This is a genomic window from Bradyrhizobium sp. (genome assembly GCF_049581145.1).
Classification (GTDB): Bacteria; Pseudomonadota; Alphaproteobacteria; order Rhizobiales; family Xanthobacteraceae; genus Bradyrhizobium.
The window spans coordinates 1-12,503 of record NZ_JBAURI010000010.1; the positions used below are offsets into that span (position 1 = coordinate 1).

The 12,503-nt window shown below is 62.5% G+C and carries 17 protein-coding genes and 1 tRNA gene; 10 read left to right on the forward strand and 8 right to left on the reverse strand.

The window, feature by feature from the left end:
• Together WCB02_RS00290 and WCB02_RS00295 are read left to right on the forward strand one after the other, a co-directional pair.
• Positions 1-1,088 (forward strand): lysine-2,3-aminomutase-like protein (locus WCB02_RS00290; protein WP_423955099.1); only part of this gene is annotated, 1,088 nt, incomplete at its 5' end.
• Between the two features lie 53 nt (positions 1,089-1,141).
• Positions 1,142-1,390, forward strand: a complete 249-nt coding sequence (locus tag WCB02_RS00295) for a hypothetical protein (protein ID WP_423955100.1) — start codon at positions 1,142-1,144, stop codon at positions 1,388-1,390.
• On the opposite strand, the gene WCB02_RS00300 is transcribed toward WCB02_RS00295, so the two are convergent.
• The 4 genes from WCB02_RS00300 to WCB02_RS00315 form a co-directional block, all read right to left on the reverse strand.
• Entirely contained in the window at positions 1,387-2,472 is a 1,086-nt protein-coding gene (locus WCB02_RS00300; RefSeq protein WP_423955101.1) for a 3-deoxy-7-phosphoheptulonate synthase, read from the reverse strand. The two genes, WCB02_RS00295 and WCB02_RS00300, sit on opposite strands and share 4 nt — an antisense overlap.
• A 212-nt stretch (positions 2,473-2,684) precedes the next feature.
• A complete protein-coding gene (locus WCB02_RS00305) occupies positions 2,685-3,260 on the reverse strand; it encodes an HdeD family acid-resistance protein (protein WP_423955102.1) in 576 nt (191 codons plus the stop codon).
• Positions 3,261-3,306: 46 nt separating this feature from the next.
• Positions 3,307-4,344, reverse strand: a complete 1,038-nt coding sequence (locus WCB02_RS00310) for a PrsW family glutamic-type intramembrane protease (protein WP_423955103.1) — start codon at positions 4,342-4,344, stop codon at positions 3,307-3,309.
• Positions 4,345-4,440: 96 nt separating this feature from the next.
• Positions 4,441-4,719 (reverse strand): hypothetical protein, encoded by a 279-nt coding sequence (locus tag WCB02_RS00315; protein ID WP_423955104.1) that lies wholly within the window; start codon positions 4,717-4,719, stop codon positions 4,441-4,443.
• 215 nt (positions 4,720-4,934) lie between these two features.
• Between WCB02_RS00315 and WCB02_RS00320 the strand changes: the two genes are divergently transcribed.
• Positions 4,935-5,162: a DUF2061 domain-containing protein gene (locus tag WCB02_RS00320; RefSeq protein WP_423955105.1), complete on the forward strand. Its 228-nt coding sequence runs from the start codon at positions 4,935-4,937 to the stop codon at positions 5,160-5,162.
• Positions 5,163-5,202: 40 nt separating this feature from the next.
• Here the strand turns inward: WCB02_RS00320 and WCB02_RS00325 are convergent, their stop codons facing one another.
• On the reverse strand, positions 5,203-5,493 hold the full coding sequence (locus WCB02_RS00325; protein WP_423955106.1) for a hypothetical protein: 291 nt from the start codon (positions 5,491-5,493) through the stop codon (positions 5,203-5,205).
• 578 nt (positions 5,494-6,071) lie between these two features.
• On the opposite strand from WCB02_RS00325, the gene WCB02_RS00330 reads away from it, so the two are divergent.
• Positions 6,072-6,410: a hypothetical protein gene (locus WCB02_RS00330; protein ID WP_423955107.1), complete on the forward strand. Its 339-nt coding sequence runs from the start codon at positions 6,072-6,074 to the stop codon at positions 6,408-6,410.
• Between the two features lie 87 nt (positions 6,411-6,497).
• On the opposite strand, the gene WCB02_RS00335 is transcribed toward WCB02_RS00330, so the two are convergent.
• Positions 6,498-6,572 (reverse strand) — tRNA-Glu (locus tag WCB02_RS00335).
• Between the two features lie 239 nt (positions 6,573-6,811).
• Between WCB02_RS00335 and WCB02_RS00340 the strand changes: the two genes are divergently transcribed.
• Together WCB02_RS00340 and WCB02_RS00345 are read left to right on the forward strand one after the other, a co-directional pair.
• Positions 6,812-7,066, forward strand: a complete 255-nt coding sequence (locus WCB02_RS00340; protein ID WP_423955114.1) for a PilZ domain-containing protein — start codon at positions 6,812-6,814, stop codon at positions 7,064-7,066.
• 47 nt (positions 7,067-7,113) lie between these two features.
• On the forward strand, positions 7,114-7,368 hold the full coding sequence (locus tag WCB02_RS00345; RefSeq protein ID WP_423955108.1) for a hypothetical protein: 255 nt from the start codon (positions 7,114-7,116) through the stop codon (positions 7,366-7,368).
• Between the two features lie 141 nt (positions 7,369-7,509).
• Here WCB02_RS00345 and WCB02_RS00350 read toward each other — a convergent pair whose 3' ends face one another.
• On the reverse strand, positions 7,510-8,184 hold the full coding sequence (locus WCB02_RS00350; RefSeq protein ID WP_423955109.1) for a glutathione S-transferase family protein: 675 nt from the start codon (positions 8,182-8,184) through the stop codon (positions 7,510-7,512).
• Between the two features lie 469 nt (positions 8,185-8,653).
• Here WCB02_RS00350 and WCB02_RS00355 point away from each other — a divergent pair, with 469 nt between their 5' ends.
• The gene (locus WCB02_RS00355) at positions 8,654-8,893 is read left to right on the forward strand and encodes a hypothetical protein (RefSeq protein ID WP_423955110.1); all 240 of its coding nucleotides are present in this window, start codon (positions 8,654-8,656) and stop codon (positions 8,891-8,893) included.
• A gap of 136 nt (positions 8,894-9,029) precedes the next feature.
• Here WCB02_RS00355 and WCB02_RS00360 read toward each other — a convergent pair whose 3' ends face one another.
• The gene (locus WCB02_RS00360) at positions 9,030-9,482 is read right to left on the reverse strand and encodes a VOC family protein (protein ID WP_423955111.1); all 453 of its coding nucleotides are present in this window, start codon (positions 9,480-9,482) and stop codon (positions 9,030-9,032) included.
• Between the two features lie 1,165 nt (positions 9,483-10,647).
• Here WCB02_RS00360 and WCB02_RS00365 point away from each other — a divergent pair.
• The 3 genes from WCB02_RS00365 (at position 10,648) to WCB02_RS00375 (ending at position 12,190) form a co-directional block, all read left to right on the forward strand.
• Positions 10,648-10,947, forward strand: a complete 300-nt coding sequence (locus tag WCB02_RS00365) for an HU family DNA-binding protein (RefSeq protein WP_423955115.1) — start codon at positions 10,648-10,650, stop codon at positions 10,945-10,947.
• A gap of 631 nt (positions 10,948-11,578) precedes the next feature.
• On the forward strand, positions 11,579-11,764 hold the full coding sequence (locus WCB02_RS00370; protein WP_423955112.1) for a hypothetical protein: 186 nt from the start codon (positions 11,579-11,581) through the stop codon (positions 11,762-11,764).
• 75 nt (positions 11,765-11,839) lie between these two features.
• On the forward strand, positions 11,840-12,190 hold the full coding sequence (locus tag WCB02_RS00375) for a GrlR family regulatory protein (RefSeq protein WP_423955113.1): 351 nt from the start codon (positions 11,840-11,842) through the stop codon (positions 12,188-12,190).
• Positions 12,191-12,503: the final 313 nt, after the last annotated feature.

The following is a 12,503-nucleotide window of genomic DNA, read 5'->3' on the forward strand; positions in this document are numbered from 1 at the left end:
TGACCAGGAATTTCGTTCGTACCCTGCGCGAGCCCGCCGAGATGGTAGAGCACGGTCTCGCTCGCGCCGCCGATCTCGCCGATCTGGAACGGGTCGCCGCGCGCTATGCGATTGCAGTGACGCCCGCGATCGCCGCACTGATCGATCCAGGCGATGCGGACGATCCGATCGCGCGGCAGTTCATTCCGACCGCTGCGGAACTGTCGCGCGGACCAGGCGAAATAGCCGATCCGATCGGCGATCATGCCCACGCGCCGGTCGCCGGCATCGTGCATCGCTATCCCGACCGGGTGCTGTTCAAGCTCGTTCATGTCTGCGCGGTGTATTGCCGGTTCTGTTTCCGCCGCGAGATGGTCGGCCCGGGCAAGGAGAACGCCCTGTCGGAGGCGGCTTACGCCGAGGCGCTGGCGTATATCCGCGCGCACCGGGAAATCTGGGAGGTCATCCTGACCGGCGGCGATCCGCTGATGCTGTCGCCGCGGCGGCTCGCCGACATCATGCGCGATCTTGCCGCAATCGATCACGTCCGGATCGTCCGAATTCATACAAGGGTGCCGGCCGCCGATCCGCTGCGCATCTCCGACGAGATGGTCGCCGCCCTCAAGATCGAGGATGCAACGATCTGGGTGGCGTTGCACGCCAACCACGCCCGCGAACTGACCGACACGGCCCGCGCCGCCTGCGCGCGGCTGATCGATGCCGGTATTCCCATGGTAAGCCAGTCGGTGCTCTTGCGCGGCGTCAATGACGATGCCGCCGCGCTCGAGGCCTTGATGCGCGCCTTCGTCGAATGCCGTATCAAGCCCTATTATCTGCATCATGGCGATCTTGCGCCCGGCACGGCGCATCTGCGCACCACGCTGGCGCACGGCCAGCAGTTGATGCGCGCGCTGCGGGGCCGGGTGTCGGGCCTCTGTCAGCCGGACTACGTGCTGGACATTCCCGGCGGAGCCGGCAAATCGCCGGTCGGTCCCAGCTATCTCTCGCCACAAAATTCTCTTGTCGATGACCGTGAACCCGAGCCAGAAACGCCCTATCTTGTGACAGACTATTGTGGCGATGTGCATCTCTACCCGCCCGGGTCCTGAGGCTAGGCCTGAGGCTGCGGCAGATTGAGTTTTTTGCGAGATGGAGGACAAGCATGAAAAAGATGATCATCTCGGTCGCGGTTCTGCTGCTACTCGGTGACGCGGCCGCGCTTGCTCAGAGTGGAAACAGGAACTCATCGATGGGCACGAGCGGAGCCATTCCGGAGGCGCCCGTCGGCCATCGCCAGCCGCGGGCCGGCGAGGTGCCTGACGAGAAGAACCTGAGCAATCCCAACGATACGATGAACAAGGAAGATGCCGCCCTCGATCGCAAGATCAAGAGCATCTGCCGGGGATGCTAGGCTGAACGCTCCCGGAACTTGCTTGACTGCGCATTCCGCCTTGCCTCGACCGCGTCGGCCAGCATGGTCAACACATCGACGGTCGCGCTCCAGTCGATGCAGCCATCCGTGACGCTCTGTCCATAGGTCAGTGGCCGGCCCGGCACCACGTCCTGGCGCCCCGCGACCAGATTGCTCTCGATCATGACACCCATGATGCGCGGCTCGCCGGCGCACAATTGGCGGGCGATGTCGGCCGCGACCAGTGGCTGGTTTTCGGCCCGCTTGCTGCTGTTGGCGTGGCTGGTGTCGATCATCAGGCGCTGTGTCACGCCGGCGCAGGACAGTTCGGCCGCGGCCGCCTCGACGCTGGCGGCATCGTAGTTCGGCGCCTTGCCGCCGCGCAGGATGATGTGGCAGTCCTCATTGCCGGTGGTCGCCGCGATCGCCGAGCGCCCGCCCTTCGTCACCGCCATGAAATGATGCGGATGCGACGCCGATTTCACCGCGTCGGCGGCGATGCGCACTTTGCCGTCAGTGCCATTCTTGAAGCCGACCGGGCATGACAGTCCCGAAGCCAGCTCGCGGTGAATCTGGCTCTCGGTCGTGCGTGCGCCGATCGCGGCCCATGCCACCAGATCGGCGATGTATTGCGGGGTCGTCATGTCGAGGAATTCCGTGGCCGCCGGCAGGCCGAGATTGTTGACGGCGGACAGCACGTTGCGGGCCAGTCGCAGGCCCTTGTTGATGTCGAAGCTGCAATCGAGATCGGGATCGTTGATCAGCCCCTTCCAACCGACCGTGGTGCGCGGCTTCTCGAAATAGACCCGCATCGCGATCTCGAGCCGGTCGGCAAGACGCTCGCGCAAGGCGGCGAGCCGCCCGGCGTAATCAACGGCCGCAATGGGGTCGTGGATCGAGCAGGGACCGACGATGACCAGCAGGCGGTCGTCGGTCCCGTTCAGGATGGCGTGGATCGCATTGCGCGCCGCCATCACGATGCGCGTCGCCGTCAAGGTGCGCGGGATTTCGCGCATCACCTCGGCCGGCGTGCTCAGCTCCTTGATTTCGTTGATGCGAAGATCGTCTGTGGTACTCAACACGGCGGGCTCCTGTGGTTGGCGAAACACCCTGCCGGCCAAACAAAAAGCCGCCAGGTTTCTGGCGGCTGTTTGGATATCTTGCTGCAATTTTTCAGATTGAGCGCGATCCTCCCGCCGCCAGCGAGCTGTCGTAGCTAAAGTACCAGTAGCTGGTGGCGGCGATGATCATAGTTACTCTATAGCGTAGGCTCCGCCTCCTGTCACCGCCGAAATCAAGCGGCGTTGCGCGCGGCGAGCGCCATTCCGATCAGCGAAATGCCGCCGAACAACAGGTTGATGCCGACCAGGAGGCCGATCGCCCACAACGCCGATCCCGGCAATCCAGAGATGATGATGCCGGCGATCACGATATCGACGATGCCGGCGACCAGCAGCCACGACCATCGTTCCGACAATTCTCGGCGATGCTCCAGTGCGTACATGATGGTGGATACGCCCTCGGCGAGGAAGTAGGCGCCGACCACGATGGTCAGGGTGAGGGTGCCCGCGACTGGCCGCGCCAGCAGGATGATGCCGGCGCCGAGCGCGAGCACCGCCGACAACAGCGACCACCAGAAGCCTGGCATCGCCCTGGCCCAGATCGTCAGTGCCAGCCCCGCGATGCCGCTGATCAGGAACAACCAGCCCAGGAAGATCGTGACCGCGAGGCTCGCGAGCGGCGGCACGATCATGGCGGCGAGCCCTAGAACCACGAGCAGGATGCCCTCGATCAGGAAAGCCTTCCAATGCTCCTGCACCGCGGCTTTCATCTGGGATTGCAGCTTGGTGATGTCCTGAGGAAGTGTCATTGTTTTACTCCCGTTAGCGGAGACGCGGGATCAGCCGCGTAGCCATTTAGCCACGGCCGGACGCGGACGAAAAGCCCTCGGCGGTCGCGCGCATGCGATTGCGGCCCAGAAAATAGATCGCGGTTGTGACAACCAGTAGAGCTGCGCCGAGCAGGATAGCGGTGAGCCCGATCGGAACCAGGACTCGCGCCATATTGCGGTCGGGATTGAGCAGCCAGTGATGCACCGAGGTCAGCACGAAAGCGAGACCGATGAAGCCGGCACCGCAGCCAGCCACCAAGAGCGCCCACATCCGCCTGAGCTGGCGCAGGCGTTCGCGGGCGAGTTCGGTGCGTGGCGCGTGGTGGCGCGCGACCCGCCGCACCAGCCTGACCGCGAATGCGATCGAGGAGAAACCGATCACGATGCTGGCGAGGGCGAGCCACAGCCGGGTCGACGGCGCCAGGTCGCCGTCCCGCTGCAACATCAGCAGCGGAAAATCGAAAGCCGCGTGCAGGGCGACGGGGCCCAACAGCATCAGGATCAAGCTCGAGATCCGGGCCCAGTCGCGGTTGTGCCGGTTGGCGCCGAGCGCGGTGCCTGAGCGCGCGATCGCCAGATAGGCGCCGGCGATGATGCCGAGTGCGCCGTGGAAGGGGACGGTGAGGATACTGCGCAACGCCGCCAGCGACCGCCACATCTCCGGATGCTGCTCGAGATAAGCGAGGTTTTCGTAAGCCGCAAAACCGAGCCCCGCGGCAGCGCCATAGACCACGGTATCCATCGGATCGGCGGCCGGCCGGCGTGCCGTTGCGACCGCGACAATCACCAGGATTTTCACGGCTTCCTCGGGAAGCGCAACGGCGAAGATCGAATGCAGCACCTGCGCCAGCCACGGATTGTCGGGCGCAACCAGCAGGCGAGTGAACGGTGCACGCAGCAAGCCCAAAAGCGAGATGCTGGCAGCTCCCAACAGAAATGCGGTCCAGATTCGGGTCGGCGGGCCCGGGCGCTCGCCGGCAGCGACCACCAACCACAAGATGAACAGCGCCGGCGCAACCGCCGCCGTACCGATCACCGTGGGAAGGGATTCAAGCAGGTTCATCGCGCTGCAAACTATGCCCGTTTCTGGGCTGATGATGTAGCTATGGGGTGCGAATGGTAGAAGTGCGGCGCGCGCGCAGCGGCGGATCGCCGCGCGTCAGCAGCCGCGGCAGATCCCGTGGATTTTCTCATTCATCAGTGCTTCCCCGTCGCCGGCTGTATCGAGATCGCCGGCCCCGCCGCTCATCGCGGCCTCGGGAGCGGGCCGCTCAATCGGCTTTGGCAAGGGGATCGGATAGGTCGCAAGCGGCGGATTGATCCTGTCATAACAGGTGAGCCTCGAGGCCGGATCCGCGATTGCCTTGCAGTCGGGCTGCCCGGCCAGTGCGCCGTGCGACAGCGCGCCGATCGCAACCAGAGAGAACAATAATCTCATTTTAGCCCTCCGTCAGGCATATCGGTGTTTGGCATATCGGTCACGCCACGCATCGCAGGGCGACAGAATCTTGAATGGGATCAGAGAGTTCTTGAAAAATCCGCAGGCTTTGCAGCGATCTGCGCATGCCGGACCTTGCGGACAATGAGAGGCACACCCCATAACATGCTGAAGCGTTGTCTGTTCAGGGATCGCCGAAGCAGGAGGCTCCTCGCTTGATAACATCATTGCTGGGATCAGAGACGCACACAAGGTCGATCCTGAAGGCGATCAGTTGGCGGACACTGGGAACGATCGACACGTTTGTCATCAGCTGGTTCATGACAGGCCGGATCGAGATCGCCGGCTCGATCGCGGTCCTCGAGGTCGGAACCAAGATCGCCTGGTATTATCTGCATGAACGCGTCTGGGCATCGGTCGGCTGGGGCCGGCGTCAGCTCTGACGGTCGCCAAGGGAGGGCGCATCGACGTGCGCCGTCCGGGTCACGGCTTGGCTTCGGCGCTGCCGGTTTTGGTCTTCTTGGTTTTCGCAACCGCCACCTTGGGCGGCGTGGTCCCGCTGGTGCTGCCGCGGACGACGCCCCACGGATCGGTCGGGCCCTGGTCGGGAATATTGCCAAGTGATCGCTTGTAGGCATCCTGGGCCGCCTTGTCGGCCGCCTTTTGTTCCGGCGTCTTGTCCTTGTCCGCCTCGCCGTATCTCTGAACGTGGTCCTGCGCCAACGCGGGTCCGGCGAGTGACACCATCATCGCAGCGGCTAGCAAAACGCGCATATATCGGCTCCCTGATCTTGTCCGGCAATACCCGCCGCAAAGTAACATCATCTGCGTGGCGCAAAAAGGTCAGGAACTACCGGATTGCGCCAATCGTTCATTGTCCGGCGGGTGGCAAGGAAACGAACCATGAAACGGCTATTTATTGTTTGTGTCGCGCTCTGCGCCGCCGTTCCGACCGCAGCATTCAGCCGCGGCGGCGGGACAGGCGGGCATGGCGGGATGGGAATGCATCACTCCTCCACGACAGGCGGTGCTTTTGGCACGAGCCCGACCGCGCCCGGAACCAATTCGCTGGGGACCGCACTGTCCTCGTCTGGCGGCAGCAGCGGGCCGATAAAAGGACCCGAGCTCGGTACCGGTAATCCCGCCGTCGATCGGGAAGACGCCAAGGTCTCCAAGATGGTGGAGTCGATCTGCCGGGGATGCTGACTATCGACGTCCTTGAATGGGCGACCGCGTTGTCCGATTGCCTTGATGGCGACGCTTGGTCGCGTGGCCGGACCTCGAGTTCCGGAGTTCGAGTTGCCCTCGCCTTCCGAACTTGCAAGGTCACTTGCTCAGGCTACGATCGGCGCATGGGCGAGACAAAGGTAGAATTGGTCAGCTGTCACGACTGCGGACGAGCGGTCTCGTTCAGCGCGGCCAGCTGTCCTCACTGCGGTTCGGCTGAGCCCAACGGCCCTTATGTCTTCAACAGGAAAGAGGCGCGGCGCCACCGAATCGAAGCGCGGAACGACCGCAATCTGATGATCGTCACGCTGTCCTGCGGGCTGGTCGGGGCGGCGTTTGGTGCTGCAGATTCGTCGAGCACGCTTGGTGCGATCATGGGCGGGATTGGCTTTGGCCTCATTGGCCTGCTGATCGGCGTGCCGGTGGCCTTCATCATCAACATGACGCGCCATTTGTCCGGGTAGAGTGGGTAGGGGTTGGAAATGCCGCCCCGGACGGCTGTCCAAAAAGCCGGCGACCAGGTGCAAAAGGCCGGAGGGCCCGGCCATTTTTGGCGCTCCCTAGCGGAATCGAACCGCTCTCTCCACCGTGAAAGGGTGGCGTCCTAACCGATAGACGAAGGGAGCAAAACTCACGGAAAATCAATATCTTAACGACAAGATTGCACGTGCGGCGCAGCGATCCCTCAAAATGATCTCCTGCTACAGCCGGCGAACGTATAGTGGCGTTTGCGCAGCCGGGCAAGCCGCTGGCTCGGACGGTCGGCCCTCGTCGGAACGCCCGTTTCCGGGTCGAGTTTCGGCATTCCAATCAACTGAATCTAAAGCCGCACAGGTTAGTCATGAAGGCTCAGGAGATCAGGATGATGGCTCTTACCAAGAAGCGGGAACCCCGCAAATTGCTGGGAAAACCCGCTTGGATCACGCTGGATGGCGGCTTTGCCGCGCGCCAATGCGTGGTGCAGGATATTTCCAGCGCGGGTGCCAAGATCATGCTCGATGAGGCCGCCGCGCTGCCCGCGAGACTGCGGCTGGCGTTCGCGCGCGACGCCCGCACCGGCCACACTTGCCAGGTCATCTGGCGCCGCGGCAAGTCTGCCGGCGTCAAATTCGTGCGTTAAGCCTTGCCTGCGGTAGCGCGCGGCCGCCGCCGGCATTAAAAGACGCCATGCGAACTGCTCCTGTCATCGTGGCCGCGTTGCTGCTGGCATCGCCGGTATCGGCCCAGTCTTCTGGCTCGGCTCGGCCAGCCGGTAAACTTACCAATTCGGGCAAGCTGCTCCCCCTGAAGGGGCCGGTGGCCGATTATGCCTGCGCCGCCTACGGACCGGGCTTCGTCCGCATCGACGGCACCAATACCTGCATCCACGTTGGCGGCGCCGTGAGCATCGGGGTAGGGGGCTCCGTCGGCACCGCGCGTTAAGCCCTGGTGAAGCCGGCGGAGGTATTGTTGGCTATCCTCTCAGGTCGGCTCGTCGGTGTCGCCGGGATGGCCATGGCGAAACAGCTGCGTGTGACCAGCGCCGTGCACAGCTTGCGAAGTCGCTCAGCCCTGGTCAGCGCATTACGACATCGGCGGTGCGACCACCTCGGCAAATCCAGGCCGGCTCGCAAATTGCGCGAACCAGCGTTCGAGATGGGGAAACCTTGGCTTGGCGATGCGCTCGAAGCCGAGCCAGCGCCGCGCATAGGCGCCGACGGCGATGTCGGCAAGGGTGAAATCGTCGCCTTCGAGATAATGCCTTGTGGATAGATGGTGGTCGGCGATGCGCCAGACCGGAGCTTCCAGATCGGCATCCCGTTGGATCGCAGCCATGTCGCGCTGTTCCGGCGGGGTGCGCACCAATGCCCAGAACACCGGACGGTCGACCGGTTGAACGGTCGAGAGCGTCCAGTCCAGCCAGCGGTCGACGGCAGCGCGCTGCTTCGGCTCGCCCGGGTAGATCGGCGATCCGCCGCCATAGGCGAGGCAGAGATAGCGCATGATCGAGTTGGATTCCCAGAGCACGAAATCGCCGTCGACCATCGTTGGCACCCGCGCGTTGGGATTCATCGCGAGATAGTCCGGCTCGTGATTGCGGCCGAACTGCATGCCGGCATCGATCCGCTCGTGCGCGATATCGAGCTCGCGCAAGCACCACAGCACTTTCTGCACGTTGACCGAATTGGCCCGACCCCAGATCTTCAATCCACTCGCGCTCGGCACGTTCTCTCCGTTGAACTGATATGCCTCAGTCATATCGGAATTCTTCATAAGATGCGCCAAACAAGATCGGGGCCCCGCCGATCGGCGGAGCCCGGTTCGTGTCGCCTCCTCGTTGTGTGCTGTCGGCGGCCCTGGGTCTGGCCAGAGGCCAAAACCAATCGCCCGAACTAGGGGCCCAGAACTAGTGTCCCAAGAACAGCCACAGCAGAATGATCACCGGGATCGGCACGCCCAACAGCCAAAGCAGAAGTCCTCTTCCCATCACAACCCTCCTCGTTCCTCGTTTGCGTGGATAAACGCGGCACGGGGGCAGGCGGTTCCAGCTGCCGGCGCCTATTGCGGCGCGGCGTCATTCTTGCGTCGGAAGTCGCCACCATGGCTGTTATCGTGCACGCGCGCGGCCTCATCCCGGGCCCGTGGAAGAGGGCGGTGAATTGGCCGACATGCATGATTCGGCGGCCGTCAAGATTGACGGAATCGCGCGCGAGTGCATGCTCCCGGCATGTTCAAAAACTGCCGATTAGCTCGAATGAGCAGCGGGCGTTACTGTCTGATACGGGATCTAGGTCTTGTGAAGGGCGGGAAGGGCTTGAAGCATCATGAGGTCGTCGTCGACTTCACGCCGCGTGGCCTGTTGCGGGCTTTCGCCCACCTGCCAGGCGTGCTGTCGCGCCTGGGGCGATTCAACGTCAAGCACGACTCTCAACTGTCCCATCTGCAGAGACATCGATCGGGTCTGTGAAGGCTATCCGGCTTGGGCGCCGGGACACAGGCGGCGCGGGACGCGCGCGTGGTGAAGCGATATCGCGGCGCCTTCAGCACCGGCCGGGCCGCCGCAAGGCGGACGGCCGGAGCACCCGGCGAGGCTTGCCCGTCGCCTACCAGTGGCCGGTGTTCGGCATCGAGGTCCAGGGTTCGGCCGGCGGCTTGGCGTCGCCCTTCTGCAGTAGCTCGATCGAATGCAGGTCGGGCGAGCGGATGAAGGCCATGGTGCCGTCGCGCGGCGGGCGGTTGATGGTGACGCCCATCTTCATCAGCTTGTCGCAGGTGGCGTAGATGTCGTCGACCTCGTAGGCCAGGTGGCCGAAATAGCGGTCTTCGCCGTATGTCTCTTCATCCCAATTATAGGTGAGTTCAACCAGCGGCGCTCCTCGCGTGCTCGGAAGGCTCCTGAGCAAGTGCTCGTCTTCCGGCGCGCACAGAAACACCAGCGTGAAGCGGCCCTTGTCGTTGTCGATGCGGCGGACCTCCTTCAACCCGAGTGCATCGGAATAGAATTTCAGCGCAGTGTCGAGATTGCGCACGCGCAGCATGGTGTGAAGGTAACGCATGTTTTCTACTCCCTTGAGGACATTTGGGGTCTGATATTGGCTGGACGGTCCAGCGCCACTGCATAGCAACAAAATGCGGCAAGGGGCAGGGCGTCGGCGGGGCTTGGACAGCTCCGATGCTTCACATTACCGAGCGTGGCCCGCAGCATACAGACCAGAGGTTGCGCCTGATGCGGGACGTCTGCGACGATATGTGCTCTGGAAAACACAGCTGGCCGACAACATTCAAACGAATGTGACCGAGTGATTGCGGGCGAATCAACGAATCAACTACACCGCTAATGGGGCTGGGAAGCGGAGAGTAACATGAGAGTCGCTTCCTTAGAAAGTGTCTTGGCGGTGGCCACGCTGGTATCGGCCATCGTCGTCGTGCTGTGGGGAATAAAGATTTTCTGCGGTGTGTAACAGGCCGGTGCTCGCGTCGAAATGCCTCCGAAGCCGGGGGCCTCGAGATAAAGGCATCTCTTCCGCGGCGGCGGAAGCCTGTCACCCGAATTTCCGGTCAGGCTGTCGTCGCAAGCTCCTCTCGGAAGCCTTCCAGCCAATACGGCAGAGCCAAAGCACATCAGATCAGAGCCAAAGTCGAATGTCGTGCTCTGCGCCGGTCCGTTGCTGCCTGACACCAACGCTATTCAGCCCGTTCCCGTAGGGAAAACCGCTCGCAGCATTCGAACAATTCCGCAAACAGTGGCAGAAAAGGCTCACTGCGTCCCGCCGCAAGGAAAACCCGCGCAAAGCTTATTGACGCCTAGTCGAACGCCGCTAAGAGTTGAGGCCCAACGCGGGTGATCTCCAGTTAGTAACGAGTTTGATTTCCGGTCTTGCGCAACACGGCGCAAGCCGCAAGAAACATTTGGTTTAAAGGCGGCAATGCATTTGGTCTCCTATCTCATGATCGCCGCGCTCATTCTGATGGGCGTGGAAGTCATCTACGCCTTCTACCAACTCGTGGGATTGTACCTGTAGGCCCGCAGGAAAGGATGCCTGCCGTGGGCCGCTCAGGCCCGGATCCGGCCGCTTGGGCGATCAGGAGGGTGACAAAGCGGCGCCCGGGCGCTGCCAAAACCCAACAAAGCTTCCAAAACCCAACAAATCTGTGCAGAAACGCTCTGGGGCTGGCCCAACTCGTTTATTGTCTTGCCGGCACGAATCGAAAGGAGACGCTATGGCCACTCAAATGTCCAAGTCACAGTTGATCGAGAAAATTGCGACCACTACCGAGCTTTCCAAGCGGGATGTGAAGACCGTCATGGATACGTTGACCGACGTCGGTCACAAGGAGCTGAAGAAGGCGGGCGTGTTTCTCGTTCCCGGTTTTGCGAAATTTGTCGTCGTGAAGAAACCCGCGACCAAAGCCAGAAAGGGTACCAACCCGTTTACGGGCGAGGAGATGATGTTCAAGGCCAAGCCGGCTCGGAAGATCGTCCGGGCGCGACCGGTCAAGGCCGCGAAAGACGCAGTTTAGAACTGCAAAGGCCCCCGTTGCGGGGGCCTTTCTGTTCGAGCGTCCTCACGTTCCCGAGGAGGCCGCGTCCGAGTGTGGATCGTGTCCAAGCCGGGAATTCGTCCGTTGCGCCTTCCGGTGATTTTGAGAGCGGTGTTGCCGGCGCACCTGTCGTGCCGTGTGCCGGCCGCACGGAATCTTGGAATTGAGCGGCAAATGGAAACCCCGCAAGCTTGCGGGGTTTTCAGCCTGCAGTGCCAGGGGATTTCGGGCGCCCGTGGTGTTGCCGGCATAGCTACAACCCATGAATTGGAGCGCAAATACAACAGCGCCCCTGAGCGGAGTATGTTCGCTCGGGGGCGCTGCGCTAATTACTGGGCCCTGAAATCCCCCAGTGCAAATGTGTCTTGGCACGCGCGAAAAGGTTCAACCCGAGACGACCTTCCCGATCTTCGAAACCCAACCCTACCTGACGTAGCGGTGGTGGCCATCGCACGCCTGGTACGAGCGCGCCACGGCTTGGCGCAGCCGCAAATCGACTAAATTCGTAGTCTGTTTCATCATCCCGGATAACCCTATTCAGTTACGTTAAAACCGATCTCAGGTTGCTCCCGACCCTGCCTGCTTTAGGGGTGCGCGCTGGAAACAGCCCATGCCCCCATCCTTTCACACCGCCGACCGGCAGACCTACCGACGCATCACGGTCGTCGGCGCCCTGTTCTGCGCCACTTTCGTCGTTATCAGCTGTTCGCTGCGGCCTCAGCCGCGGGAGAACCGTGTGCTGGCCAAGGCCGATCGGCTGCTCCGCACCGCTGGCGAGGCGAAACCGGCCAATTAGGCCGTTCAGCAGTGCTTTTCCTCCCCCATCCTGCCGCTATAATCGTACCGGGGGCGAAGGGCGGCGGCTTTCTCGATGAAGAACGGACTTTATTCCATCCACATCCATATGCTCGACGGCGTCAAAGGGCGCGACAGTGGCATCATCATCCTGCGCGACGGCACGCTCGTCAGCGGCGGCCCCTACTTCTGGTCGGTCGGCTCCTACACCGTCGGCGAGGGAACCTGGAAGGGGCATCTCGCCACCAATCAGCACACCGATTTTCCCGATCCCTATGTGCGCCCGCTGTTCGGCAAGCAGGAAGTCACCAGCGGGTTTTCCGGGACATTCAGCGATGACGCGGCCGAGGTCTTCGGCACGACATTGGTCGGTGGAAGTCGCAGCCTGAGTTTCCGTGCCACCTTGAAGCGGCTGGCGGATATCTGAGATGGGGGCGCTCCCGGCTGTTGCGTGGTCGGCCCGAAAGCAAAAGACGCCACCGACGTCCGGAGACGGTTGACAGGGTCGCCCGTGCTCTTGCCTCTCCAACTCCGGCAAAGCCTCCCATCGTTCGTTCCGGCCGATTCAAGATTTCCTTGTCCGTTGCCAGGCTGCCGGATCCACGCCGCGACGAGAGTTCCCTGCAACCAAGGGCAGCCTCTCGCGTTATCCCGCGACGCTTGAAGTGTGATGGAGGACATGCACATGAAGAAGACATTGGCGGTTCTGGCCACCGTCGGCGCGCTAGCAACGACGGCGG